The organism is Herbidospora mongoliensis (genome assembly GCF_001570545.1).
In the GTDB taxonomy this organism is placed as follows: domain Bacteria; phylum Actinomycetota; class Actinomycetes; order Streptosporangiales; family Streptosporangiaceae; genus Herbidospora; species Herbidospora mongoliensis.
On record NZ_BBXD01000009.1, the window covers coordinates 761,547 to 786,485 of the forward strand.

The window sequence follows — 24,939 nt, forward strand, 5'->3', positions numbered from 1 at the left end:
GTTCCCGGTCACCGGAGAAGGCTCGTCGACCCGGTCGGCGGGATTTTCTTGGTCTTCAACGCAAAAGTCATGACTTCCTGGAATACGGGCGCGGCGATCGTTCCGCCGTAATGGTCTTTCTTCGGGTCCTGAATGACGGCCAGGGCCATCAGTCGGGGCGCGTCGGCGGGGGTGAACCCGACGAACGTCGCCGTATAACCGCAGTATCCGCCACATTTCTGGTCATAACGCATGGCGGTTCCGGTTTTACCCGCCACCCGATATCCATCGATGGAGGCGGCGGCGCCGGTTCCGTCGGCTCCCGCGACGGCCTTCTCGAGCATGCCGCTGAGCTGGCGGGCGGTCAGCTCGCTGATCACCCGGGTCTGCTTCGGCGCGGCGGCCGGGACCAGGTGGCCCTTCTCGTCGGTGGTGCCGGCCACGATCGTGGGCGTCAGCCGCACGCCGCCGTTGGCGATGGTCTGGTAGACGCTGGCCATCTGGAGGGCGGTGACGGAGATGCCCTGGCCGTACATGATCGTGCAGCGCTGGGAGCCGCTCCACTTCTGCCAGTCGGGCAGCAGACCCGCCTCCTCGGCGGGGATGACCCCGCCGCTCTTGGAGCCGAAGCCGAACGCCGTGAACATGTTGTGCAGGCGCTGATCGGTGATCTTGGTGCCCGCCATGATCGTGCCGACGTTGCTCGACTCCTCGAGGATCTGGGCGAAGGTCATCTGCTCGGTCTTGTGCGGGTGGGCGTCGCGGAGCACCTTGTCGGCGCACTGGATGTTGTCGGGCACCGTGAACAGCGTCGAGGGCGCGACCACACCCGCCTCCAGCGCGGCGGCGGCGGTGATGACCTTGTTGGTGGAGCCCGGCTCGAACACGTCGGCGGCGGCCTTGTTCCCCCGGTCTTCCGCGGAGGTCGCCTGCCAGTCACGCAGGTCGACCTCGGGCGCGTTGGCCATGGCGACGATCTGCCCGGTCGTGATGTCCATGACGATGACACTGCCGCTGCGCGCCCCGACCGCCTTGACCTGCTTGGCGATCGCCTCGTAGGCGGCCCACTGGATGTAGCGGTCGATCGTCAGCCGCAGGTCGCGACCCGGCACCGGCGCGACACGGGTGCTGCGGGTCATCGGGATGCGCTCGCCGGCACGCCCGATCTCGATGCTCTGCTGCCCGTCCTTGCCGGCCAGAGTCTTGTTGTACGCCTGCTCCAGACCCTCCAGCCCGAACCCGTCGTCGCCCACGAACCCGACCAGCCCGCCGGCCAGCGTCCCGCCGGGATAGAGCCTTCTGTACGTCGGCTTGGAGCCCACCCCCCGGAAGCCCATGCCCATGATCTTGCGGGCGACCAGCGGGTCGACGTCTTTGGCCACGACCAGGTAGCGCTTGGTGTCCTGGGCGAGCTTAGCGACGATGCTCTCCTTGGGCTTGCCGAGCTCGGCCGAGAGCTTGGTGGCGATGAGGTCGCGCTGCTCGGGCTTGGTCTCCTTGGGGTCGAGGTAGATCTCCCGCGCGTCGGCCGTGACGGCGAGCTCGTTGCCGTTGGCGTCGAGGATCGAGCCCCGCCTGGCGGGCAGGACCTCGGGCCGCACCCGCTGCTCGGCGGCCTTGGCCTGGAACGTCTTGGAGTTCAGCCCCTGGAGCTGGACCAGCCGCCCCGCGAACAGCGACAGCACCACGGCCATGGCCATGAGCGCGATGTTGATCCGCCGGCGCGGGTTCCCCAGCCGCAGCACAGCCGGACGCGGCGGCGGAACCGGCCGCCGCGGCGGGCCACCGGGCCCACCCGGACCGCCGGGACCGCCGGGGTTCCGGCGCGGCGGGCCGTCGCCTTCACGCGCCCTGAGCGGCCGCTCCCCCGGCTTGAGCGGCCGGACGGGCTTCTCCCCGGGCCGCAGGGGCCGCCCGGCGCCCTCGCGGCCGCGGGCGCCGTCACGAAGAGGACCCTCACCGGGGCGTGCACCGTCACGCGGCGGTCCGTCGCCCGGGCGGGCACCGGCGCGGGCGCGCCCCTCGGCCGGACGCGCGTCGTCTCTGGGACGTCCGTCTACCGGGCGCCCGCCTTCACGGAGCCGGCCTTCGCCGTCACGGTTCCGGCCGCCGTCGCGGAAGCCGCCGTCACCGGGCCGGCCACCGCGCCCGCCCTCTCGGGGCTTCCCTTCCCGGCCGTCGTCACGACGGCGTGGCTCATCGGCCGGGCGGCCCTTCTTGGGAACGCCCGGCTCGGTGTCGGCCTCGCGTGGCCGACCGGCGTCGTCGGGACGCCGTGGACGCCCCGGGCCGTCGGCGCGGCCTGGATGGGAGCCTGAACCCGAGGCGCGGCGGCCGTCACGAGGGCCCCGGTCGCCGGGGCCGCCCGGCCGTCCCGGGGACGGTGGGCGGCCGCCGCCACTGCTCACTGCTCGGTGCTCCCCGTCTCAGCGTTGTCTGTGACTTCCGCGTTGGGCTCGGTGCGGCCCGAGGTGGTGGGCTCCGGGTCGGTGATCGACGGCGTGCGGGCGCCGCCGACCCACTTCGGAGCCGTGTCGTCGGGGGACACGCCGTGCTGGACGCCGTTCTTGGCGACCGTGCCGGGCTGGCCGGCGTCGCGGAGCTGGCCCCTCACCGCGTCGGCCTGCTGGCGCAGCTGCTCGTTCACGCGGCGCAGCTCGTTGTGCTTGAACGAGTCCTGTGCGAGCACGGTGTTGAGCAGGAGCAGGCTGACCAGACCGCCGCCGAGCAGACCGACGACGAGCATGACGAAGGGCGCCCTCGGCGGGCGTCGCCGCTCGGACGGCGGCTGCGGCGCGCGCCGGGTGACCGGGGCCTCCGGCCGGGCCACCGGGCGGGCGTGGGTGACGGGTCCGCGCGGGCGACGCCGGACGTCGGGCCGGACATTGGGCTGGGCGTCCGGCTTGACTTCGGGCTTCAGGTCTTTCAGTGGGCTCATCGTCGGCCTCATCCCTGGCGGATCCTCTCTGCCGCCCGCATGCGGGCCGAGGCGGCCCGCGGGTTGCGGGCCAGCTCGTCGTCGTCGGGGAGCTCGGCTCCCCTCGTCAGGAGGCGGAACCGGGGCTGGTGAGCCTCCATCGGGACCGGCAGCCCGGGGGGGCCGGTTTCCCTGGTTCGCGCCGTGAGGACCTGCTTGGTCAGCCGGTCCTCCAAGGAGTGGTAGGAGAGCACGACGACGCGCCCGCCCACCGTCAGCGCGTCGAGCGAGGCGGGCAGGGCCACGTCGAGAGCGGCCAGCTCGGCGTTCACTTCGATGCGCAGCGCCTGGAAGGTTCGTTTCGCCGGATTGCCGCCGGTGCGGCGGGTCGCGGCGGGGATCGCCTCGCGGACGAGGTCGGCGAGGCGCTTGGTCGAGTTGATCGGCTCGACGGCCCGTTCCCTGGCGACGCGGTCGGCGATGCGCGCGGCGAAGCGTTCCTCGCCGAAGTCGCGCAGCACCCGGGCGAGGTCGCGGGGCTCGTAGGTGTTCACCACGTCGGCCGCGGTCAGCTCCTGGTCACGGTCCATGCGCATGTCGAGGGGCGCGTCGTAGGAGTAGGCGAACCCGCGGTCGGCCTCGTCGAGCTGCGGAGAGGAGACGCCGAGGTCGAACAGCGCGCCGTCGATGACCGGCCGGCCCGCTTCACGCAGGACGTCGGAGAGTTCGCTGGAGACGGCACGGACGATCGTCGTGCGGTCGGCGTAGGGCGCGAGGCGCTCGGTCGACATCTCGATGGCGAAGGGATCGCGGTCGATGCCGATGAGGTGGACGTTCGGGTGGGCTTCGAGGATCGCCTCGGCGTGGCCCCCCAGGCCCAGGTTGGCGTCGACGACCACCGGGGACGGCCCGGTGAGTGCGGGAGCCAGCAGCTCCAGCACGCGACCCAGCAGCACCGGAACGTGCCCACCGGTGTTCTGGTCGATCATTCGTCGTACCCCCCATATGTGAATGCCGCTTCTGGGCTCGCGGTCGCGCGGCTCCGTCGGTTAGACAGTCCCCACCCTCGACCGGCTTGCCGCCGAGAACTATGGCGGAGAGCCGACCCGTCCGGCCAGGTCCCCATCCGCAAACCGCGTCTCGTGGCACCTGACACCGGGGAAGGTGCATCAGGTGCCCGGCGGGCGGGTGGAGACCTCGCCGAACGTCACCGACGGGTCATTTCGAAAGGTCACAGGATCCCGGGCAGCACCTCCTCGGAAAGGTCGGCGAATGCCTGTTCCTGGTCGGCGAGATAGGCCTCCCACGCAGGGGCGGCCCAGATCTCCAGCCGGGTGTTGGCGCCGATGACCACGCAGTCACGATCGAGCCCGGCGTAGTTCCGCAAGCCGGGCGGGATGGTGACGCGCCCCTGTTTGTCGGGGGTCTCATCGGATGCACTGGCGAAGAAGACGCGGCTGTAATCGCGGACGGCCTTGGCGGTCACCGGCGCGGTGCGCAAAGCCTCAGTGATGCGCTGGAACTCCTCTACGGGGAAGACGTAGAGGCAGCGCTCCTGGCCTTTGGTGATCACAAGACCCTCCGCCAGCTCCTCGCGATACTTCGCCGGCAGGAACAGCCGTCCTTTGTCATCGAGGCGCGGGTGGTGAGTGCCGAGGAACATCGGCGCCACCTCCCGTGCCATGGGGAACACGAAGCCCTACAGCCACGGCCCTCCACTGGGCTCCACCATACTCCACTTCTCTCCACCGTCAACTGATTCAAACGGTATGACGATCTCGTTTATCGGGCGTTTCCGCAGGTCAAAAGCGGTGGGGCTAAGTGGGGTGGTGGAGCGGCGCGGGCGTGTCGCTCAGCGCGCGTATCAACAGGTGCGGGTCAAGGCGCCCGCCCGGCGTGTCACGGAATCAGGACTGGCGTACCACACGATCCGGACGGCGTAGCACGACACTGTGGGCAGTTCACCCTTCTTTCTGCACAAAGTCGCCCGGGAACCACGTGCGGCATAGTCTCGGTACACACAATGGATAAGAAATGGCAAACCCCCAGCAATACGGCACGCCCTTGGAGGCCCGGTGGCAGTAACTCACGGCGTCGGTGATGAGGCCGGCTCGGAGAGCCTGAACGAGCTGGTGGAGGTCGCGCACCGGATCCGGGACGCGATCGAATCCGTCATCGAAGGCAAAAGCGATGTGGTCCGGCTGACGCTGACCGTGTTGCTCGCCGAAGGTCACCTTCTCATCGAAGACGTACCGGGTGTGGGAAAGACGATGCTCGCCAAGGCCCTGGCGAAGTCGATCGACTGCCCGATGCGCCGGGTGCAGTTCACACCCGACCTGCTGCCCTCCGACATCACCGGTGTGAGCGCGTACAACCAGCAGACCCGCGAGTTCGAGTTCAAGCCCGGCCCGGTGTTCGCCAACATCGTGGTCGGCGACGAGATCAACCGGGCCTCGCCGAAGACCCAGTCGGCCCTCCTCGAGTGCATGGAGGAGAAGCAGGTGACGGTCGACGGCATCACCCACCACCTCGACGGTCCTTTCATGGTCATCGCGACCCAGAACCCCATCGAGATGGAGGGCACCTATCCCCTCCCCGAGGCGCAGCGCGACCGGTTCACCGCGAAGATCGCGATGGGCTATCCCGAGCCGCTGGCCGAGCTGGAGATGCTCGACGTGCACGGCGCCTCGCCGCCGCTCGACAAGCTGGAGCCGGTCGCCACCACCGCCGAGGTGAAGTCGCTGATCCAGGCGGTCCGCGCGGTCTACGTCTCCGTGCCCGTGAAGAAGTACGCGATCGACCTGGTGCACGCCACCCGCCAGAGCCCCGACCTGCGGCTGGGCGCCTCCCCGCGCGCCACTCTGCAGCTGGTGCGGGCGGCCCGCGCGCACGCCGCGCTCTCCGGGCGTGACTATGTGATCCCCGACGACATCCAGGACCTCGCGGTGCCGGTTCTGGCCCACCGCCTGCTGCCCAGCATGGAAGCGCAGGGCCAGCGGCGGCTGCCCGAGCAGTCGCTCGCCGAGCTTGTGCGCCGTGTCCCGGTGCCCGACACGAAGTAGGACTCCTCTATATGACCGGACTCAGGGCGCTCACCGCCCGGGGCAGGTCGTTCCTCGCGTCCGGGATCGCCGCTCTGGTGTGCGCGTTCCTGCTCGGGGAGCACGACCTCGTCCGTGTGGCGATCCTGATCGTCGCGTTGCCGCTGCTGGCCGTCATGGTGGTGGCGCGGACCCGTTACCGGCTGAGCTGCGCGCGCCGCCTCGACCCCTCCCGGGTCGAGGCCGGCAACGACAGCACGGTCACCCTGCGGCTGGAGAACGTGACCCGGCTGCCCACCGGCCTGCTCCTCATCGAGGACACGCTGCAGTACGCCCTCGGCACCCGCCCCCGGTTCGTGCTCGACCGGGTGGAGGCCAAGGGGATCCGCGAGATCGACTACAAGGTGCGGTCGGATCTGCGCGGGCGCTACTCCATCGGGCCGCTCTCCGTCCGCATCACCGACCCGTTCGGGCTGGTCGAGCTGGCCCGCACGTTCACCGCGACCGACACACTCGTGGTGACCCCGCAGGTCATCCCGCTGCCGTACGTGCGACTGTCCGGAGAGTGGGCGGGCGGGGGCGACAGCCGTACCCGATCGGTGGCCTCGGCCGGCGACGACGACGTCGCGCCGCGCGACTACCGGCAGGGCGACGACCTGCGCCGGGTGCACTGGCGCTCGACCGCCCGGTACGGCGAGCTGATGGTGCGGCGCGAGGAGCAGCAGTGGCAGAGCCGCGGCGCGCTCCTGCTCGACACGCGGCGGCCCGCCCACCGGGGTGAGGGGCCGCGTTCGTCGTTCGAGGTCGCGGTCTCGGCGGCGGCCTCCATCGGCGTGCACCTCGCCCATGAGGGACTGGGACTGCGGCTGGTCACCGACCAGGGCGCGCAGCAACTCATGGAGGGCGGCGTGCAGACCTCGCTGCTCGACACGCTCGCGGTGGTGCGCAACAGCCAGTCGCGGTCGCTGTCCAACGGCATCGCCGGGCTTCGGCAGGGCGGCGGCGAAGGACTGATCGTGGCGGTGCTCGGGGCCCTCGACCTCGAAGACGCCCAGTCGCTGGCGCGGCTGCGGCACGGCCACATGACCGGGGTCGCCGTCATGCTCGACGTCGCGACCTGGGAGGGCGGGACCGCGGACGAGGTCTCCCCCGAACACGAACAGGCTCAGGCGGTGCTGGCCGCGAGCGGCTGGCGGGTGCTGCGGCTGCCCGCCGGGGTCCCGCTTCCCGCGGTGTGGCCCGATGCCGCGTACAAGAGGAGTGCCGCGTAATGCGACTGCCCATCGCGTCGGGGGCGGCCACCGGGGCCGTCGCGCTCACTCTCTATCCGTTGTTCTCCGAGGGCTCGTGGTTCTGGGCCATGCTGGGCGTGCTGATCTGCACGACCCTGGCGGCGGCGCTGGTGTCGCGGTTCGCGCAGCCGCCGTTCGCGGCGCCGATCGCGATGGCGCTGGCCGCGATCCTGTTCATGACCGTCAGCTTCGCCCGCGACGAGGCGTGGTGGGGGTTCATCCCGAACTTCGACTCCACCGCCAAGATCGCTGAACTGATGGCCGAGGGCTGGGACGAGATCCAGCGGTTCGCCGCGCCGGTCCCGTCGACCACGGGTATCACCCTGCTGGCCGCCGGCGGGATCGCGTTCATCGCGATACTGGTCGACGCGTTCGCGGTGCGGGTGCGCCGGGCGGCCCTGGCGGGCCTGCCGCTGCTCGGGCTGTTCACCGTCCCGGCCGCGGTGCTGAACGAGCCGATCGCCTGGCCCGCGTTCATCATCGGCGCGCTCGGTTTCGTCGGCCTGCTGGTGTCCGACGGGCGCGAACGGGTCAGCCACTGGGGCCGGGCCGTGCTGGTACGGCGTACGCGGACGACCACCACCGCGCCCGACGCGGGCAAGCTCGTCCTGTCGGGCAAGCGCATCGGGGTCACCGCCGTGGCGCTGGCCATCGGCATCCCGGCGCTGATCCCCACGCTGACGCCCAACCCGCCGTTCGGGTTCGGGGTGGGCAACGGCTTCGGCCCGGGTGGCCGCAACGTCGGCATCCCCGACGCCATCGCCAAGCTCAGCGGGCAGCTGTCGCACCCGGTGAACGCGCCGGTGCTGACCTACACCTCCTCCGACGACGTGCCGCGCTACCTGCGCATCTACTCGCTCGACGAGTTCGACGGGCAGCAGTTCAAGTCGAGTTCGCTGCGCGGGCGTCCCGAGGACCGGGTCAGCGAGAGCGTCATGCCGCCCCCGCCGGGCCTGTCGGACACCACGCCGACGGTGCCCACCGACCAGACCATCACGGTCAGCGAGGACATCGAGGAGCTGCGGTTCCTGCCGCTGCCCTATCCGGCCGCGCAGGTCATCGCCGACGGCGACTGGCGGGCCGACCGCAACACCCTCATGGTGTTCTCCACCGAGGACGACGCGGCCGGGCTCGAATACAAGGTCATCGGCAAGGACGTGCGGCCCGAACCGGACCTGCTGAACAACGCGCCGGACGCGCCGATCGAGGTCCAGGGGCGCTTCCTGACACTGCCCGCCGACATCGACCCCGCGGTGATCGAGCTGGCCGAGGAGGTCGCCCAGGGCGCCACCACGCCCTACGAGCGAGCGGTGAAGCTGCAGCAGTTCTTCACCGTCTCCGGCGGGTTCACCTACGACCTGCAGACCAAGGGGTCGGGGCTGAACGCCCTGAGCGACTTCCTGCTGGTCGGCAGGTCGGGCTACTGCGAGCAGTTCGCCAGCGCCTTCGCGGTGATGGCGCGGATCCTGAACATCCCGTCGCGGGTGTCGATCGGCTACACCGGCGGCACCAAGTCGGAGGGCCGGTGGATCGTCCGGACCCACGACGCGCACGCCTGGCCGGAGCTCTACTTCGAGGGCGCCGGCTGGCTGACCTTCGAGCCGACCCCGTCGGGCGGGTTCGGGCAGGCGACGGCGCGGGTGCCGTCGTACACGCTGCCGCAGTCCGACTCGGCCGATCCCGCACCGGGGGCGTCGGCCGCGCCGTCGAGTGGCCCGGCGGCCTCGCCGGGCGCGAACAGCCCGGCCGGGGGCATCGCCAACGCCGAGCGGGAGCTCGGTCCGACCGGTCTGCCGGTGGCCGAGGAGACGCCCATCTGGGTCAACATCGGCATCGGGGTGGCCATCGCGCTGCTGCTGTCGCTGATCCCCGCGTTCATGCGGATGGTGCTGTGGCTGTGGCGGCGGCGGGTGCTCAACCGGGCGGCGGCCGTACCGGACGACGAGGTTCCCGTCGTCGCGCCGAAGAAGAAGGACGAGGACGACGGCTGGGGCGGCGGCGAGGTGATCGGCGGTGAACCCGCCGGGGAGCCCGCGTCGGTCTGGTCCGTGGAGGAGCCCGTGGTCGTCGCGGCCAAGCAGGAGAACACCTTCGCGGCCCCGGCCGTGGAGGCCGCCTGGGCCGAACTCTGCGACACGCTGATCGACCTGGGCATGCCCAAGGCCGGCAGCGAGACGCCCCGGGCCCTGGGACGGCGGCTGGCCGAGGCCTACCCGCTCGACACCGAGGCGGCGAAGGCCCTGACCAAGATCGCCACCAGCGAGGAGAAGCTGCGCTACGCCCGCACCCCCGGCGAGACGACGCCTCTGGTCGACGACCTCAAGGCGATCAGGCGGAGCCTGGCCGCGTCGGTGTCACGGGGCCGGCGGATCGCGGCGGTGCTGGCGCCCATGTCGGCGCTGCTGCGGGTGCGCGGCCTCGGAGAGCGGCTCCTGGACGGGTTCGACCGCCTGGAGACCATCCGCTTCCGTCCGTCGCGAAAGGCAACCGAGACCGCCACCACCGAGGACGTCCTGGAATCCCAGGTGGGCTCACGCCGGTAAGCACGGAACAAACGAACGGGCCCGGGGCGTCAGCCCCGGGCCCGTTCGTGTTTCCACGTTCAGCGAGACGCGGACAGCCCGCCGTAAGATGCGGAGGGCCGGAGGCCGGTCGTGGCTCACGCTCGGATCTGCCCCTAGGCAGGCCTGTCGTGGCTCGCGCTGTGAATCTGCTCGGACAACACGAGACGCGGCCAGCCGATGGCTGGCCGTGGCTCGGGCTGTGGATCTGCCCCTAAAACAAGCTGTGGCGGCTAACGCTCGTCGTTACGACGGCGCCAGCGCTCCTCCATGCGCTCCATGAAGCCGGGACGGCGCGCACGACGGCCGGCCGGCCCTTGCTGCTGCGTGGATGCCGGGGGGCGGTCGCCGTGGAAACCGTTCATGCGTTTCCAACTGGACAGACCCCACAGGCAGGTCGCGAGCATGACCACGAAGCCGGCGACGCCGAGCCAGATGACGGTGGACACGACGCCGACCATCAGCAGGACGACGCCGAGTGCGAAGCCAATGGAGGCCTTCACCAGGCGGCGCTTGTAATGGCTGCGTGGGTCACTGATCCGGACGGTATTGGCCCACTTCGGGTCCTCGGCATAGAGGGCCTGCTCGATCTGGTCGAGCAAGCGCTGCTCGTGCTCAGACAGCGGCACGGCGCCTCCCAAGGACGGCCCCAAGACGGGGAAGACGGCAACGAACTACACGGGATGTCCGAACCCTGCGGTCGGTTATCCCCAGAATACGAGTCTGTAGACGTCGGCGAAAGAAAACGGTCAGAACGTCCACAAGCGCGGTCCAATGTGGAGGTGACGTCATAGATCCATTGGACCAAACTGTTTTCGGACCAGCGAGGCGGGGCGGACCGCATCCGGGCCGAATCTCCGGATCGCCTTGTCCATCGCCTGTTCCGCCTCCCGCCAGCCGATCTCGCGGTCTCCCAGGCCGATTTGCCTGGTCGCCGTGCCCGCCGGGCGGAGGTTCTCCATCCGGACGCCTACGAGTCGCAGACGCACTCTATCGAGACCGGCGGCCTTGTAGAGGTCGCAAGCGGTGGTATGTATCTCTTTCGCCACATCTGTGGCCTCTCGGAGGGTACGCGACCGCGTGATGGTCGTGAAATCGGACCGGCGCAGCTTCACACTGACGGTCCGGCCGACGTAGTCGGCGGCGCGCAGCCGGGCGGCGACCCGTTCGGAGAGCCGGAGCAGCTCCCGCATGATCGTCTCGGGGTCGTCGACGTCGTGGGCGAAGGTCTCCTCGTTGCCGATGCTCTTGTCGGGCACGTGGGTGGTCACCCGGCGCTCGTCGCGGCCCCACGCCAGCGCCGCCAAATGGCTCCCCGCGGCCCCGAATTCGCGCTGGAGCGTGGCAATGGGCACTCGGGCCAGATCACCCACCGTTTTGATGCCCAGGCGCGTGAGCGCCTGCTCAGTGCGTTCGCCCACGCCCCACAGAGCGGCCACCGGGAGCGGGTGGAGGAAGTCGACGACGCCGTCGGCCGGGACGACCAGGAGGCCGTCGGGCTTGCACTGGCGGGAGGCGAGCTTGGCGACGAACTTGGTGGAGGCCACACCGACCGAGCAGGTCACCCCGAACCGGTCGGCCACCTGGGCCCGGATCATCGCGGCGACCTGAATCGGGGACCCCAGCCTGCGGCGGGCGCCGGCGACGTCGAGGAAGGCCTCGTCGACCGAGAGCGGCTCCACGAGTGGGGTGACGGAGTGGAAGATCTCGAAGACGCCCTTGGAGATCGCGCCGTATTTGCCGTGGGAGGGCGGGATGATCGTGGCCTGCGGGCACAGGCGCATCGCGCGGGTCATCGGCATCGCCGAGTGGACCCCGAACCGGCGGGCCTCATAGGTGGCGCTCAAAACCACCCCGCGCGCCCCGGCGGCCCCGACGATCACGGGGGTGCCGTGGAGCTCCGGGCGGTCGATCAGCTCGACCGCCGCGAAGAACGCGTCCATGTCGACGTGGAGGATCGGGCAGCCGGTGTCGTCGCCCGCTTGGGTCGGGCCGGTGACCTGCGGCAACACCTGTTTCCTCGACATGCCGCGAGTCTATCCGAACAGACGTTCGGCCGAAACGGCCAGACCTGGCCCGTTTGGCCAAACCCACTCGTTGGCCAGCCCGCCCGTTTGACCCAAGCCCGCTCGTTTCGCCAAATCTGCTCGTCGGCCGGACCTGCTCGTCGGGTGTGATGCGGGCGCGGCCGGTGGGCGCCGGGTGCGGCGCTCGCCGGGGGCGGCGGGCGGGGCCGGGGTGGGCGGAGCCGTAACGGAGAAAGAGGCTTTTCTACCTGTGGGCGAGGAGGTGGAGTCGCGTCGCGATGTCTCGGAGGACCGGGTGCGTGATGGCCACCCTCTCCAACTCGACCAGTCCATCCGGGTCGTCTTCGGCGAAGCGGCTGGGGACCAGGTCGGTGAAGACGCGGACGCCCTGGACCTCGCCCACGGTGAAGCCGGCCTTGCTCAGCAGGGCCGCCAGGGTGTCGCCGGTGAAGCGGCGGGGGGTCGGATCTTTCTCGCCCCAGGTGCCGGTGCGGAGCACGTCGGCGGCCTCGGCGAAATTGCCGGCCAGGGCGCGGTGGATGGCGGTGGCCACGGGGTTGGCGGCCAGCACGCTGACCACTCCCCCGGGGCGGACGACCGTGTGGACCGACGCGAGCGCGGCGGCCGGGTCGTCGACGTATTCCAGGACGCTGTGGCAGAGCACCAGGTCGGCGCTGGCGGCGGGGAGCAGGTCGGCCAGGTCGCCCGCGTCGCCCTGGAGGGCGGTGACGGTCACGCCCGCCTCGGCGGCGCGGCGCTCAAGGCCGGCCAGGGAGTCGGGTGAGGGATCGACCACGGTCACCGAGTGGCCCAGCCGGGCCAGTGGCACGGCGAAACCGCCGGTGCCGCCGCCGGCGTCGAGGATGTCGAGCGCGGATCTGCCGGCGATGGCCGCCTGTAGGGACTCCCAGACCAGGGGCTGCCGCGTGGCGTCACGCACGGTGATCCTCCCAAACGGGAGCCCGGTTGCCCCCAGTCGACGACGTAGGCACGTCAGCCTACGCCGCCGCCGGAGCTCAGAGCGTCAAGGAAGGCTTGAGCTGCTTGAAACGGGCCAGCAGGCCGTTGACGAACTGGGGCGACTCGTCGGTCGACAGTTCGCCGGCCAGGGCCACCCACTCACTGATCACGACGCCCTCGGGCACCTCGTCGACGCAGAGCATCTCGTAGGTGCCCACCCGGAGGATGTTGCGGTCGACGGCGGGCATGCGCTCCATCGTCCACCCCTCCGAGTAGGTCGAGATGAGGTCGTCGATGCGGCCCAGCCGACCGGCCACGCCCTCGACCAGGGAGATCGTGTATTCGTTGACCGGAGGCTCGGCCCGCTCCACCCGCTCGGCGAGGACGCTGAGCGGATCTTCGTCACGAGCCTCGGCCTCGAAGAGGATGTCGAGCGCGCGCCGGCGTGCCTTCCCTCGGGCAGACATCAAGCGCGACCGAGGTAGTCGCCGGTCCGGGTGTCGACCTTGACCTTCTCGCCGGTCGTGATGAACAGCGGCACCTTGATCTCGGCGCCGGTCTCCAGCTTCGCGGGCTTGGTGCCGCCGGTCGAGCGGTCGCCCTGCAGGCCCGGCTCGGTCTCGGCGACGATCAGCTCGACGGCGGCCGGAAGCTCGACGTAGAGGACGTTGCCCTCGTTGACGGCGACCGTGGCGGTCATGTTCTCGAGCAGGTAGTTGGCGGCGTCGCCGACGGCCACCCGGGTGACGTTGAGCATGTCGTAGGTCTCGGTGTCCATGAACACGAACTCTTCCGCGTCCATGTAGGAGAACTGCATCTCGCGCCGGTCGACGATCGCGACCTCGACCTTGACGCCGGCGTTGAAGGTCTTGTCGACGACCTTGCCCGACTTGATGCTCTTCAGCTTCGTTCGGACGAACGCGCCGCCCTTGCCGGGCTTGACGTGCTGGAACTCGACAACGGACCAGAGGTCGCCGCCGTCAAGCTTGAGCACGAGTCCGTTCTTCAGGTCGTTCGTGGTCGCCACGTTGAAGTCTCTTCTCCTGCGTGCGGGCCGCTCACAGGACGAGCAGCTCCCGGGTGGTGAGTGTGAGTAGCTCCGGCAATGGGTCACGCGTCACAAGCGTGTCCTCGATGCGTACGCCGCCCAGCCCCGGCAGGTAGACGCCGGGCTCGACGGTGATCGGAACTCGATCCTCTAGTCTACCGTTCCTGCCGGGGCCGAGGAACGGCTCCTCGTGGATCTCCAGGCCGACGCCGTGGCCCAGGCCGTGTCCGAAGCGGTCGCCGTAGCCCGCCCCGGCGATCAGGTCGCGGGCGGCCGCGTCGATCTCGCCGACCTCGGCCCCCGGGTGGACGGCGGCGCGTCCGGCCGCCTGGGCCGCGTGGACCAGCGTGTAGATCTCGCGCTGCCAGTCGGACGGCTCTCCCAGGGCCACGGTCCTGGTCATGTCGGCGTGGTAGCCGTCGTACAGGGCGCCGAAGTCCATCGTGACGAGGTCACCTTTTCGCACCGCGCGATCCCCGGGCGAGTGGTGGGGGATCGCGCCGTTGGGGCCGCTTGCGACGATCGTGTCGAATGCGGGGCGGTCGGCGCCGAGCTCCATCATCCGGAAGTCGAGCATCCGGGCGATCTCGCGTTCCGTCATGCCGGCCGCGATCTGGCCGATGACCAGGGAGAACGCCTCGTCGGTGAGGGCGCAGGCGCGGGCCAGGGCGGCGATCTCGGTGGAGTCCTTGACGCGGCGCAGGTCTTCGACCAGGCCCTCGGTCAGCGGCGCCGTGCCGCCGAGACGGTGGTATTCGCTGACGGTCAGGTGGTGGGCCTCGACGGCGGCGCCGGGTTCCAGGAGGTCGCCGGCGACGTCGCGGCTCTGCTTCAGGTCGACGCCTTCGCAGGACCGGGCGGTCTCGATGTAGCGGGAGTCGGTGGCGAGGGAGGCGGTCGCGTCGGCCCGGACGAGCACGGCGGCGTTGGAGCTGGCCAGGCCGGTCAGGTAGCGGACGTTGACGGGCCGGGTGACCAGGAGGCCAGCGTGGCCGCGCTCGGTGAGGAGCGCGGCCAGGCGGGCGCGGCGTTCCGCGAAACTCATGGTTGGAAATCTAGGACATTTCAGCAGCTGGGCGGTTCGAGACGGGCTTTGACACGTGGCTGGGGGGCGGTGCCTCCGCCCAGGAGGGCGCGGGTGAGCGACTCGCTGTCTCCGGACATCTGGGCCAGCACCGTGGAGAAGTGGTCGTCCGTCAGGGCGTGCTCGTCTCGTCTCAGGGCCGTGAGGACGACCCTCCGGAGCAGCTCCTTGACGAAGGAGGCGGTGACCCCCTCGGTGGCCGCGACGACCTTGTCCACGTCGGCCTCGACCGGGCGGTTGCGGGCGTAGAGGCGGACCAGCCGCGCGCGGGCCGGGCCGTCCGGGGGCGGCACCTCGACGGCCAGGTCGATGCGGCCGGGGCGCTGGACCAGCGCCGCCTCCAGGGTCTCCACGCGGTTGGTGGTGAGCAGGAAGGTCACGTCGGCGTCCCCGGCGACGCCGTCCATGGCGTCGAGGAGGGCGAACAGCAGCGGGCTGGTCTCGAACTGGGAGCGGTCCTCGCCGATGAGGTCGACGTCCTCGATGACCACGATCGACGGCTGGAGCCTGCGGGCCAGGGCCACCGCGAAGTCGATCTTCGACATGCCCTCGGCCGTCATCAGGATCGCGGTGCTCTCGGGGCGGCGGCCGAGGAGGTAGCGCACGGTGTGGGTCTTGCCGGTGCCGGGCGGGCCGTAGAGCAGCAGGCCACGGCGCAGGTGCTGGCCGGCCTCACGCAGGCGGTCGGCGTGGCGGCCGATGCCGACGACGTGCTCCTCCAGTGCCTCCAGGCGGCCGTCGGGCAGCACCACGTCCTCGGGGGTGAGGTCGGCCCGGGGGATGAAGGTGAGCAGTTCGTTCTCGCGGTGCTCGGAGAAGCCGAAGCTGACCACCTGGCCGCGCAGCGGGTCGAGCTCGTTGCGGTGGCGGTCGATCTCCTCGCGGACGGCGGTCGCGGCGGCTCTGTCGGCGGCGATGACCGTCAGGAGGGCGTACTTGCTGTAGTCCTCGCGGTTGCTGACGCCCACGACGACAGGGGTGCCGTCGGGCGCGTGGGTGCAGACCATGCCGAGCTTGATCACGTCCATGGTGGCGTCGGGCCCGATGGAGGCGACCGTGTAGTCGGGGCGGCCCAGGAGCACGCTGCCCGCCCGCATGGCGCTGGCGATCAGGTTGATCAGGCTCTCCCAGCGCACGTCGGAGCCGACGATGCCGAACCACTCGGCGTCCGGGCTGTGCGCGCTCAGGTAGCGGTCGGCGGCGAGCTGGAGGGCCGCGTGTTCGAAGAGGCGGTACTTCTCCTCGACCACGACCACCTCGCCGAGAGGCCTGCCCAGGTGGCCGGTCACCTTGGCGGCCAGGGGCGAGGTGGCGTTCTCCTCGGTCACCCGTTGCGCGACCGCGTCGTAGACCCGGCGGAGGCTCTCGGCCAGGGCTCGGGCGTCGTGCGAGTCGATTGACGTCACCCGGCCATGGTGGCCGGGGGCCGCGGGGGCGGGCAATCCGTTAAACGCGTTCGTGCCTGCCGTGGCGGCTGTGGCGACCCGCCTCGGGCTCAGGGGTCGCCGGGGCGCCCCCTCCGCGCAGCGGCACCTCCTTGAGCAGCAGGACCGCGACCACGCCGAGCACGGCGGCCGGAACTCCGACCAGGAACACGGTCTGCATCGCTTCCGTGTACGACTCCAGCACCGCCTTCACCACCTGCGGCGGCAGCGAGTGGATGGCCTCGGGGGTGCCCAGCGCGGGCGCGGCGCCGACGCCGCCGAGGCGGGCGGCCAGCTCGTCTTTGACCCGGTTGGTGAGGATCGCCCCGAACGCCGCCACGCCGACCGCGCCGCCGAGGCTGCGGAAGAAGGTGACGCCCGAGGTGCTGACGGCCATGTCCTGCCGGGTCGCCGCGTTCTGGGCGGCCAGCACCAGCATCTGCATGGTCATGCCCAGGCCCGCGCCCATGATCGTGATGTAGACGCCGATCTCCAGCGCGCTGGAGTCGACGTGCAGCCGCGACAGCAGGAACAGCCCGATCGCGACCAGCACCAGCCCCACCGCGGGGAACGCCTTCCACCGCCCGGTCGTCGAGGCGACCCTGCCGGAGATGATCGAGCTGAGGAACAGCCCGACCACCATCGGGAGGGTCATCAGCCCCGACTCGGTGGGCGACATGCCCTTGACGATCTGGAGGAACTGCGGCAGGTAGATCATCGCGCCGAACAGGGCGACGCCGACCAGGAGCGAGGCCACGCTCGCCAGCACGAACGTGCGGTCCCTGAACAGCCGGGGCGGCAGGATCGGCGCCGCCGCCGCCCGCTCGGCCACCACGGCCCCCGCGACCAGCACGACCGTGATCGCGCCCAGGGCGTAGGTCCACACCGAGTTCCACTCGAACTCGTGGCCCCCGAACGAGAGCAGCAGCATGAGGGCGGTCGCGGCGCCGGTCAGCGTGGTGGCGCCCCACCAGTCGATGCGGGCGTCCCGGCTCTCGTGGTCGAACCTGAGCACCCGCTGGACCACGGCGAAGGCCACGATCGCGAGCGGCACGCAGACGTAGAAGCACCAGCGCCAGCCCAGCCAGTCGGTGTCGACGATGAACCCGCCCAGCAGCGGCCCGGCGACGGTCGAGAGGCCGAAGACCGCCCCGACGTAGCCGGAGTAACGGCCGCGCTCCCTCGGCGGCACGATGTCGCCCAGGATGACCTGGGTGAGGGCGGACAGACCGCCCGTGCCGAGGCCCTGGACCGCGCGGGCGGCGATGAGCATGCCGATGTTCTGCGACAGGCCCGCCACCACCGAGGCGGCGACGAACAGGGCGAGGGCGATCTGGAAGAGGCGCTTGCGGCCGAAGATGTCGGACAGCTTGCCCCAGAGCGGGGTGGAGACGGTCATGGTCAGGAGGGTCGCGCTGGCCACCCAGGACAGCTGCTCCTGCCCGCCCAGATCGCCCACGATCGTGGGCAGTGCGGTGCCGACGACCGATGTGGAGAGCATCGAGGTCATCAGGGCGAGGAGGAGTCCGGAGAGGATCTCCAGGACCTGTCGATGGGTGTAGGTCCGTTGTGGTGCGTCCAAGAGAGTCAAAGCCGGCGTCCCCCCGTGTAAAGAAACTTCCACAACAGAGTTAGTAGACGCTTGTTTACTTGTCAAACGCAGCTAATATTCCGTCACGTGACGAGAGATCGGGAGGCGACCAGCCGGCGGATCCTGGAGGCGGCCCGCGAACTGTTCGCGGAGCACGGCTACGACCAGGTGACGATGCGGATGATCGCATCCGAGGCCGGGGCGAACGTTGCCCTGGTCAACCGCTATTTCGGGACGAAGGCCGCTCTCTTCGCCGAGGCCCTGGCGACCGGGTCGACCCTCGCGGCGGTGATCGACGGCGATCCCTCGGGGTTGGCTTCCCGCTTGGCGCATCGACTGGCGGTCCGGCTGCAGAGCGGCGTGACCGAGTCGGTGACGCGGATGGTCGACAGGGCGGGCACCAGCCCGGAGATCCGCGCCATCCTCCACGCTCATGTGGAGGCGACCGTGGTGAAGCGGATCGCGGCCCAGCTGGAGGGGCCGCGACCGGAACAGCGAGCCTTACTGGCCGCGACGATGATCATGGGAACAGGTTCGGTGCGCCGCCTCTTCGGCCCCGGAGTGATCGAAGAAGTTGACGCGGAGGAAGTCGAGGAACGGCTGCGGGAGATGTTCGCCATCTGCCTGCGGCCATGATCAGCCCGCCAGCTCCTTCACTTTCTCGATCAGGCGAAGGCGCTCCTCGTGGGTCGAGCCGACCGGGGTCACGTTGAGGGTCGTGACGCCGCTCTCCTTCATGGCGGCCAGGCGGTCGCGGACGAAGCCCTCGCTGCCGATCAGGGACATCTTCTCCAGGAGGTCGTGCGGGACCAGGGCCGCCGCCTCCTCCTTCTTGCCGGCCAGGTAGAGGTCCTGGATGTCGGCCGCTTCCTTCTCGTAGCCGTAGCGGACCGCGAGGTCGTTGTAGAAGTTCTTGCCCTTGGCGCCCATGCCGCCGATGTAGAGCGCCGCCATCGGGCGGCCGAACTCCAGCAGGCCGCTCACGTCGTCGCCGATGGCGAGGGTGGCGGTGGCGATGACGTCCAGCTCCCCCAGTTCGGGGTCCCGTTTGGCCCGGCCCGCCGCCAGGGACGGGCCCCACACGTCGGCGGCCTTCTCCGGCATGTAGAAGATGGGCAGCCAGCCCTCGGCCAGTTCGGCGGACAGTTCCACGTTCTTGGGGCCGATGGCGGCCACCACGATCGGGATGCGCTCGCGGACCGGCGGGATGATCAGCTTCAGGGGCTTGCCGAGGCCGGTGCCGCCCTGGAGGGGCATCGTGTAGTGCTTGCCCTGGTATTCGAGGCGTTCCCGCTTCCACACCTTGCGGACGATCTCGATGACCTCGCGGGTGCGGCCGAGCGGGGCCGTGTAGGGCACGCCGTGGAAGCCCTCGATCACCTGGGGGCCCGACGCGCCGAGGCCCAGGGTGAAGCGGCCGTCGGAGACGTAGTCGAGTCCGGCCGCCGTCATGGCCAGCAGCGCGGGGGTGCGGGAGTAGACCGGCAGGATGCCGGAGGCGATCTCCAGGCGCTCGGTCTTGGCGGCGATGTACCCCATTTGGCTGACCGCGTCGAAGCTGTAGGCCTCGGCGACGAACACGATGTCGAGGCCGGCCTTCTCGTAGTCGGCCAGTTCGGCGACGGTCTCCTTGAAACCGCCCGAATAGCTCAGGGCCATCCCGATCCGCATAGATCCTCCCTGGACAGAATGTTGTTCCGGTAATACGGCACTCCGAGGGTACATGTCGTCTCACGCCCTCCGTATATGGGTGCCCGTACACTTCCCGGCAGGGGAGGGATCTTGCTGGCTCGTGTGGTGTCCGTGTTCGCGGTGGCGCTCGCGGCGGTTCTGGCGTTGCATCGGCTGCTGCCCGAACTCGGCGGCGTGACGCCGGTGCTGGAGAGCGGGCTGCCCTGGCTCGGGGTGGCGATCGTGCCCTTAGTCGCGCTGGCGGCGGTGGCCCGGTCGCGGGGCGCGGTCATCGCGGCACTGACCCCGGCGCTGGTGTGGGGCGTGATGTTCGGGCCGAGCGTGCTGCGCCGGCCGCCCGGCGGCCCCAGCGACTTCACCGTGGCGACGCTCAACGTCGGGGTGGCCAACGAGATGTCCGGCGAGGCCGTGGAGGCCGCCGCCGCGGGACGCGACGTGGTCGCGGTGCAGGAGCTCACCCCCGGCGGGCCGGCCGCCAAGAAGCTCAGCGACATCTACCCCTACCGCTTCCAGGTCGGGACGGTCGGGCTGTGGAGCAAATACCAGCTCGACGACGCGAAACGGGTCGATGTGGGGCTCGGCTGGGCCAGGGCGCTGCGCGCCGTCGTACAGACGGAGAAAGGCACCGTGACCGTGTACGTCATGCACCTCGCCTCCGCCCGCCCCGGTGAGACCTCGTTCCGGGACAAGACATTGAAAGAGGCCGGCGAGGTGATCGCCAAGGACAAGAGCCGGCGGCTCGTCCTGCTGGGCGACCTGAACACCGCCACGACCGACCGCAACCGGGGCAACCTGGTGCCGCCGCTGCGCGACGCCCAGGAGGAGGCGGGGGCGGGCTTCGGCTTCACCTGGCCGTCGGGCTTCCCGATCACCCGCCCCGACCACATCCTCTACCGGGGCATGGACGCCACCCTGGCGGAGGTCCGCGAGGCCACCGGCAGCGACCACCGCGCGGCGATCGCCGACCTGAAGTTCTAACTGACCGGCAGGTCGCCCGGTTCGTCGATGTCGGCCGGGTCGCCGGCGTCGTCGCAAGGCACCTCGGTCACCAGGCTCCGGTTCTTCTTCAGGTAGGGCCGCGCCCCCACATCCCCCTCCAGCGAGGCCGCCACCTCGGCGATGTGGTCGCGGGAGATCAGCACCGGGTTGCGTTGCTTTCCCGAGTAGGTCGCCACGGCCAGTTCGGCCCCCGCCTGGAAGGCGGCGATGAGGCGTTCGACCGCCTCGGGCCGGATGAACGGCTGGTCGACCAGGGCGATCACGACGGCGAGCGACTCGGGCGGGACCGCCTCCAGGGCGACGCGCAGGGACGAACCCATCCCCGTCTCCCACTCCGCGTTGAGCACGGTCACCGCACCCCGTACCGGAGTGCACGCGGCGCCCAGCACGACGACGACCGGATGACACCCGCCCTTCTCCAGCAGCCGCACGCCCCGGTCGACCAGGCGCTCGCCCTCGAACTCGACCAGGGCCTTCGGGCCGCCGAACCGGCGGCCCGCCCCGGCCGCCAGCAGCACGCCGGTGATCATGCGAGCTCGCCGTGGATGCGGCCCTCGGTGGTGGTCAGCGGACGCCCCGAACCGCCCCAGCGGAGCTGGATCAGCTCGGCCGCGATCGAGACGGCGGTCTCCTCGGGGGTCCGCGCCCCCAGGTCGAGCCCGATCGGCGAGCGCAGCCGGGCCAGTTCGACGTCGGTCAGGCCGATCTCGCGCAGCCGGGCCATCCGGTCGTCGTGGGTCCGCCGGGAGCCCATCGCCCCCACGTAGGCGGCGGGCGTGCGCAGCGCCACCTCCAGCAGCGGCACGTCGAACTTCGGGTCGTGGGTCAGCACGCAGATCACGGTGCGTTCGTCGACCGCCGCCTGGGACAGGTAGTCGTGCGGCCACTTCACCACGACCTCGTCGGCGTCGGGGAAGCGCTTGGAGGTCGCGAACACCGGCCGGGCGTCGCAGACCACCACGTGGTAGCCGAGGAACTTGCCCACCCGGGCCACCGCCGCCGCGAAGTCGATCGCGCCGAACACCAGCATCTTCGGCGGCGGCGCGAACGACTGGACGAAGACCTGCAGGTCGTCGAGACGCCGTTCGCCGTCGCGGCCGTAACGCCGGACACCGGTCGCGCCCTGGGCCAGCATGCCCCGGGCGTCGTCGTCGACGGCGTCGTCGAGCCGCGCGGAGCCGAGCGAGCCGGAGACGTGGTCGGTCCAGACGACGCGGCGGGCGCCGATCCGTCCCGGGCCGGACAGTATGGTCGCCACCGCCACCGGGATCCGCTTCTCGATGGACGCGGCGATCTCGCCCAACTCGGGATAGTCCTGCCGGGAGACCGGCTCGACGAAGATGTCGATGATCCCCCCGCAGGTCAGGCCCACGGCGAAGGCGTCGTCGTCGCTCACTCCGTAGCGCTGGAGGACGGGTTCTCCCGAGGCGACGACCTCCTGGGCGAGTTCGTACACCGCGCCCTCGACGCAGCCGCCCGACACGCTGCCGACCGCCTCGTCGCCGAGCACGGCCATCGCGGCGCCGGGCTGGCGCGGCGCGCTGCGGAACGTCCCCACGACCGTGGCCAGGCCGAACGTGTCCTGGTCGGCCGCCCACCAGCGGCTGACCTGCGAAAGGATGTCACGCATGACCGGTTCTCCTTCCCGCGAGAAGCCCGGCCAGCTCCTCGTAGGCGGCCAGGCTGTGCCCGGCCACCAGATCGTCGATATACGGCAGTGCCGCCCGCATCCCCCCGGTCAGCGGCCGATACGCGGGGTCCCCCTTATGGGGGTTAACCCAGATGACCCGGTGGGCCATCCTGCTCAGCCGCTCCATCTGGGCGCCGAGCAGGGATGGATCACCACGTTCCCACCCATCGGAGGCGATCACCACGATCGCGCCCCGCGCGTCGGGGCCTTTCAGGAACTCCCGTAGCTCCTCCCCCAGGCGGGTGCCGCCACTCCAGTCGGGGATGGCCCGGGAGACCTGGTCCATGGCGAGGGCCGGGTCCCTGACCCGGAGTTCGGCGGTGATCCTGGTGAGCCGGGTCCCGGCCGAGAACACCTCGGTGGCCCTGGGGGCCGACCTGGTGATCGCGTGGGCGAGGCGGAGCAGGGTGTCGGCGTAGGCGGCCATCGAGCCGCTGACGTCGACCAGGAGGACCACTCTGCGCGGCTTCCTCCTGCGGTCCCGGAACCTGAGCCTGGCCGGCTCGCCGCCGCGCTTCATGGCCTCCCTGACGATGCGGCGGGGGTCGAGGCGGCCGCGTTTCGAGGAGGTCAGGCGGCGGGAGGCGCGCTGTTCACGGGCGGTGCGCATGAGGGCGAGCAGGCGGTTGATCTCGGCGCGTTCTTCGGGGGTGAGCCCGGCGACGTCCCGGCCCCGGAGGATCTCCAGGGTGCTGGCGGTGGCGGCGAGGGATTTCTCGCCCGATTGTTCTGGTGTGCCGTCGGGTGAGGCGGTGTAGCGGGTGACGGTGACGGTCGGCGCCGGTGACCGGGGCGGTTGGCGGCCGTCGAAATAGGCGGCGAAACAGCGGTCATATCTGGGGAGGTCGTCGGGGCTGGAACAAAGAGTGAGCCGGCCCGCCCAATAGACGTCACCGCGCCGACCGACATGGAGATTCTCCAGGGCCGCCAGAAATCCCCGGGTCCGCTCATGGTCGGCCGCCACTCCGGCGGCCCGGAGTGTGCGAACGAACCCGGCCATGACCGGAACGATGTCAGCCACGCTCAAGCCGTTCAGGCATCGAGGAGCCCGTTCCGAATGGCCGTCTGCTGGTCTTCGCGGTATTTCAGCGCGGCCCCCAATGTCACCGCCGCCATTTCCGGGTTGAGCTGATCGGCGCCCAGCGTCAGCAGCGCCTCCGCCCAGTCGATGGTCTCCGCGATCCCCGGAGGTTTCAGCAGGTCGGCGCCGCGCAGCCGGGCCGCCACCTTGGCCACCTGTTCGGCCAGGACGGCGGTGCAGGCAGGCAGCCGGCGCAGCAGGATCGCGACCTCCAGGTCGAAGCCCGGATGGTCGAGCCAGTGGTAGAGGCAGCGCCTTTTCAAGGCGTCGTGGACTTCACGCGTCCGGTTGGAGGTCAATACGACGAGTGGCGGGGAGGCGGCCCGGATCGTGCCGAGCTCGGGAATGGAGATGCTGAAATCCGACAGCACCTCCAGCAGGAACGCCTCAAATTCGTCGTCGGCCCGGTCGATCTCATCCACGAGAAGCACGGACGGGTGCGACTCGATCGCTTGCAACAATGGCCTCGCGATGAGGAACCGGCGGTCGTAGATCTCGCCTTCGAGGGCTTTCACGTCGGTGATTCCGGCGGCTTCCGCGGCTTTCAGGTGCAGGAGCTGGCGGGGGAAATCCCAGTCGTAGAGGGCCTGGGCCGCGTCCAGTCCCTCGTAGCACTGCAGGCGGATCAGCGGGGCGCCGAGGACGGCGGCGAGGGTTTTGGCGAGTTCGGTCTTGCCGACTCCGGCCGCCCCTTCCAGGAACAGCGGCCGGCCCATGCGCAGGGCCAGGAAGGCTGCCGTCGCCAAGCCCGGGTCGGCGAGGTAGTCGCGCTGTTCGAGGAGGCCACGCAGGGTCTCCGGGGAGTCGATTTCCACCCGTCCTAGGGTACTTCGGAGAGTGATGAGGATCTCGGCGTCAATGGACGAAACGCGCCGGTAAGCCTTGGTAGGTTCGCCCGCGTGACGCAGGATTTCCCCGACACCCCGGCGGGGCGCGCCCTGCTCGCGGAGCTGTCCGCACGCTGGGCGGAACCCCACCGCCGCTACCACACGACCGACCACCTGACCGCGGTCCTGGCGGCGATCGAACCGCTGAAGGACCACGCCCACGACCTCCACGCGGTGAGGCTGGCGGCCTGGTTCCACGACGCCGTCTATGACGGCAGGCCCGGCCTCGACGAGGAACGCAGCGCCCAGCTCGCCCAGGCCCGCCTGACCGCCCTGCACGCGCCGACCGCCCACGAAAGCACAGCCACCCTGCACCTGCCGGTCGCCCTTGAGGTCGCCCGGCTGGTCCGGGTGACGGCGCGGCATTCGTACCGGAAGGAAGACGGGAACGCGGCGGTGCTGTGCGACGCCGACCTGGCCGTGCTCGGGCAGGACCCTGCGGCTTATGACCTCTACGCCGCCGCGATCAGGCAGGAGTATCGCCACGTCCCCGACCCGCTGTTCCGGGTGGGGCGGGGTGAGGTGCTGCGGAGGCTTCTGGACGGTCCTCTCTACGGCACGGAAACGGCCCGCGACCTCTGGGAACGGCAGGCCCGGGAGAACCTCACGAGGGAGCTTCACCACATTACCGATTGACTTGGTAGGAAATATGGGTAACCCTGAGGG

Annotated in this window: 24 protein-coding genes; 6 read left to right on the forward strand and 18 right to left on the reverse strand. The window is 70.5% G+C overall.

Going from position 1 to position 24,939, the window contains the following annotated elements:
* Positions 1-8 precede the first annotated feature (8 nt).
* The 5 genes from AW272_RS07780 to mraZ form a co-directional block, all read right to left on the reverse strand.
* Positions 9-1,724: a peptidoglycan D,D-transpeptidase FtsI family protein gene (locus AW272_RS07780; RefSeq protein WP_245657261.1), complete on the reverse strand. Its 1,716-nt coding sequence runs from the start codon at positions 1,722-1,724 to the stop codon at positions 9-11.
* A gap of 311 nt (positions 1,725-2,035) precedes the next feature.
* Positions 2,036-2,380, reverse strand: coding sequence for a hypothetical protein (locus AW272_RS41855; RefSeq protein WP_157518428.1), 345 nt, complete (start codon positions 2,378-2,380; stop codon positions 2,036-2,038).
* Between the two features lie 3 nt (positions 2,381-2,383).
* Entirely contained in the window at positions 2,384-2,917 is a 534-nt protein-coding gene (gene ftsL, locus AW272_RS07785) for a cell division protein FtsL (RefSeq protein WP_066362165.1), read from the reverse strand.
* Between the two features lie 8 nt (positions 2,918-2,925).
* Positions 2,926-3,885, reverse strand: a complete 960-nt coding sequence (gene rsmH / locus AW272_RS07790; protein WP_066362167.1) for a 16S rRNA (cytosine(1402)-N(4))-methyltransferase RsmH — start codon at positions 3,883-3,885, stop codon at positions 2,926-2,928.
* 242 nt (positions 3,886-4,127) lie between these two features.
* Positions 4,128-4,559: a division/cell wall cluster transcriptional repressor MraZ gene (gene mraZ / locus AW272_RS07795; protein ID WP_066362596.1), complete on the reverse strand. Its 432-nt coding sequence runs from the start codon at positions 4,557-4,559 to the stop codon at positions 4,128-4,130.
* Positions 4,560-4,971: 412 nt separating this feature from the next.
* On the opposite strand from mraZ, the gene AW272_RS07800 reads away from it, so the two are divergent.
* Genes AW272_RS07800 through AW272_RS07810 form a run of 3 tightly spaced genes read left to right on the forward strand, consistent with a single transcriptional unit; the run spans position 4,972 to position 9,772 of the window.
* Positions 4,972-5,958: an AAA family ATPase gene (locus AW272_RS07800; protein WP_066362168.1), complete on the forward strand. Its 987-nt coding sequence runs from the start codon at positions 4,972-4,974 to the stop codon at positions 5,956-5,958.
* Between the two features lie 11 nt (positions 5,959-5,969).
* Positions 5,970-7,208, forward strand: a complete 1,239-nt coding sequence (locus AW272_RS07805; RefSeq protein WP_066362169.1) for a DUF58 domain-containing protein — start codon at positions 5,970-5,972, stop codon at positions 7,206-7,208.
* Positions 7,208-9,772 (forward strand): transglutaminase TgpA family protein, encoded by a 2,565-nt coding sequence (locus tag AW272_RS07810; protein WP_066362170.1) that lies wholly within the window; start codon positions 7,208-7,210, stop codon positions 9,770-9,772. Before AW272_RS07805 ends, AW272_RS07810 begins: the two co-directional genes overlap by 1 nt.
* Positions 9,773-10,023: 251 nt before the next feature.
* On the opposite strand, the gene AW272_RS07815 is transcribed toward AW272_RS07810, so the two are convergent.
* The 8 genes from AW272_RS07815 to AW272_RS07850 all read right to left on the reverse strand — a co-directional run bounded on the left by AW272_RS07815 (position 10,024) and on the right by AW272_RS07850 (position 17,924).
* Complete coding sequence (locus AW272_RS07815; protein WP_066362172.1) at positions 10,024-10,419, reverse strand: SCO2097 family morphological protein; 396 nt, start codon at positions 10,417-10,419, stop codon at positions 10,024-10,026.
* A gap of 159 nt (positions 10,420-10,578) precedes the next feature.
* Positions 10,579-11,817: a DNA polymerase IV gene (locus AW272_RS07820; RefSeq protein WP_066362173.1), complete on the reverse strand. Its 1,239-nt coding sequence runs from the start codon at positions 11,815-11,817 to the stop codon at positions 10,579-10,581.
* Positions 11,818-12,061: 244 nt separating this feature from the next.
* A complete protein-coding gene (locus tag AW272_RS07825; RefSeq protein WP_066362175.1) occupies positions 12,062-12,757 on the reverse strand; it encodes a methyltransferase domain-containing protein in 696 nt (231 codons plus the stop codon).
* A 76-nt stretch (positions 12,758-12,833) separates the two neighbouring features.
* Positions 12,834-13,244, reverse strand: coding sequence for a transcription antitermination factor NusB (gene nusB, locus AW272_RS07830; RefSeq protein ID WP_066362176.1), 411 nt, complete (start codon positions 13,242-13,244; stop codon positions 12,834-12,836).
* Complete coding sequence (efp, locus tag AW272_RS07835; protein ID WP_066362177.1) at positions 13,244-13,804, reverse strand: elongation factor P; 561 nt, start codon at positions 13,802-13,804, stop codon at positions 13,244-13,246. Before efp ends, nusB begins: the two co-directional genes overlap by 1 nt.
* 31 nt (positions 13,805-13,835) lie before the next feature.
* Complete coding sequence (locus tag AW272_RS07840) at positions 13,836-14,870, reverse strand: aminopeptidase P family protein (protein WP_066362178.1); 1,035 nt, start codon at positions 14,868-14,870, stop codon at positions 13,836-13,838.
* Between the two features lie 20 nt (positions 14,871-14,890).
* Positions 14,891-16,315 carry an AAA family ATPase gene (locus AW272_RS07845; protein WP_066362180.1) on the reverse strand — a complete coding sequence of 475 codons (1,425 nt, stop codon included), beginning with the start codon at positions 16,313-16,315 and terminating at the stop codon, positions 14,891-14,893.
* A 40-nt stretch (positions 16,316-16,355) separates the two neighbouring features.
* Positions 16,356-17,924, reverse strand: coding sequence for an MDR family MFS transporter (locus AW272_RS07850; RefSeq protein ID WP_066362181.1), 1,569 nt, complete (start codon positions 17,922-17,924; stop codon positions 16,356-16,358).
* A gap of 87 nt (positions 17,925-18,011) precedes the next feature.
* Between AW272_RS07850 and AW272_RS07855 the strand changes: the two genes are divergently transcribed.
* Complete coding sequence (locus AW272_RS07855; RefSeq protein ID WP_169807507.1) at positions 18,012-18,560, forward strand: TetR/AcrR family transcriptional regulator; 549 nt, start codon at positions 18,012-18,014, stop codon at positions 18,558-18,560.
* On the opposite strand, the gene AW272_RS07860 is transcribed toward AW272_RS07855, so the two are convergent.
* Positions 18,561-19,595 (reverse strand): LLM class F420-dependent oxidoreductase, encoded by a 1,035-nt coding sequence (locus AW272_RS07860; protein ID WP_066362183.1) that lies wholly within the window; start codon positions 19,593-19,595, stop codon positions 18,561-18,563.
* Positions 19,596-19,706: 111 nt separating this feature from the next.
* Between AW272_RS07860 and AW272_RS07865 the strand changes: the two genes are divergently transcribed.
* Entirely contained in the window at positions 19,707-20,594 is an 888-nt protein-coding gene (locus AW272_RS07865) for an endonuclease/exonuclease/phosphatase family protein (RefSeq protein WP_083958099.1), read from the forward strand.
* Here AW272_RS07865 and AW272_RS07870 read toward each other — a convergent pair.
* Genes AW272_RS07870 through AW272_RS07885 form a run of 4 tightly spaced genes read right to left on the reverse strand, consistent with a single transcriptional unit; the run spans position 20,591 to position 24,201 of the window.
* Complete coding sequence (locus AW272_RS07870; protein ID WP_174551799.1) at positions 20,591-21,145, reverse strand: nucleotidyltransferase family protein; 555 nt, start codon at positions 21,143-21,145, stop codon at positions 20,591-20,593. The genes AW272_RS07865 and AW272_RS07870 overlap by 4 nt on opposite strands.
* Positions 21,142-22,245, reverse strand: a complete 1,104-nt coding sequence (locus AW272_RS07875) for an XdhC family protein (protein ID WP_066362186.1) — start codon at positions 22,243-22,245, stop codon at positions 21,142-21,144. Before AW272_RS07875 ends, AW272_RS07870 begins: the two co-directional genes overlap by 4 nt.
* Positions 22,238-23,305: a vWA domain-containing protein gene (locus AW272_RS07880; protein ID WP_066362600.1), complete on the reverse strand. Its 1,068-nt coding sequence runs from the start codon at positions 23,303-23,305 to the stop codon at positions 22,238-22,240. Before AW272_RS07880 ends, AW272_RS07875 begins: the two co-directional genes overlap by 8 nt.
* Positions 23,306-23,337: 32 nt before the next feature.
* Entirely contained in the window at positions 23,338-24,201 is an 864-nt protein-coding gene (locus AW272_RS07885; protein ID WP_066362187.1) for an AAA family ATPase, read from the reverse strand.
* An 84-nt stretch (positions 24,202-24,285) separates the two neighbouring features.
* On the opposite strand from AW272_RS07885, the gene AW272_RS07890 reads away from it, so the two are divergent.
* Complete coding sequence (locus AW272_RS07890; RefSeq protein ID WP_066362191.1) at positions 24,286-24,909, forward strand: HD domain-containing protein; 624 nt, start codon at positions 24,286-24,288, stop codon at positions 24,907-24,909.
* Positions 24,910-24,939 lie beyond the last annotated feature (30 nt).

Coding starts and splice junctions, on each gene's coding strand:
- ftsL (WP_066362165.1), bottom strand. CDS start 2,917: ATGAGCCCACTGAAAGACCTGAAGCCCGAAGTCAAGCCGGACGCCCAG.
- rsmH (WP_066362167.1), bottom strand. CDS start 3,885: ATGATCGACCAGAACACCGGTGGGCACGTTCCGGTGCTGCTGGGTCGC.
- mraZ (WP_066362596.1), bottom strand. CDS start 4,559: ATGTTCCTCGGCACTCACCACCCGCGCCTCGATGACAAAGGACGGCTG.
- AW272_RS07805 (WP_066362169.1), top strand. CDS start 5,970: ATGACCGGACTCAGGGCGCTCACCGCCCGGGGCAGGTCGTTCCTCGCG.
- AW272_RS07810 (WP_066362170.1), top strand. CDS start 7,208: ATGCGACTGCCCATCGCGTCGGGGGCGGCCACCGGGGCCGTCGCGCTC.
- AW272_RS07820 (WP_066362173.1), bottom strand. CDS start 11,817: ATGTCGAGGAAACAGGTGTTGCCGCAGGTCACCGGCCCGACCCAAGCG.
- nusB (WP_066362176.1), bottom strand. CDS start 13,244: ATGTCTGCCCGAGGGAAGGCACGCCGGCGCGCGCTCGACATCCTCTTC.
- AW272_RS07840 (WP_066362178.1), bottom strand. CDS start 14,870: ATGAGTTTCGCGGAACGCCGCGCCCGCCTGGCCGCGCTCCTCACCGAG.
- AW272_RS07860 (WP_066362183.1), bottom strand. CDS start 19,595: ATGCGGATCGGGATGGCCCTGAGCTATTCGGGCGGTTTCAAGGAGACC.
- AW272_RS07870 (WP_174551799.1), bottom strand. CDS start 21,145: ATGATCACCGGCGTGCTGCTGGCGGCCGGGGCGGGCCGCCGGTTCGGC.
- AW272_RS07875 (WP_066362186.1), bottom strand. CDS start 22,245: ATGCGTGACATCCTTTCGCAGGTCAGCCGCTGGTGGGCGGCCGACCAG.
- AW272_RS07880 (WP_066362600.1), bottom strand. CDS start 23,305: ATGGCCGGGTTCGTTCGCACACTCCGGGCCGCCGGAGTGGCGGCCGAC.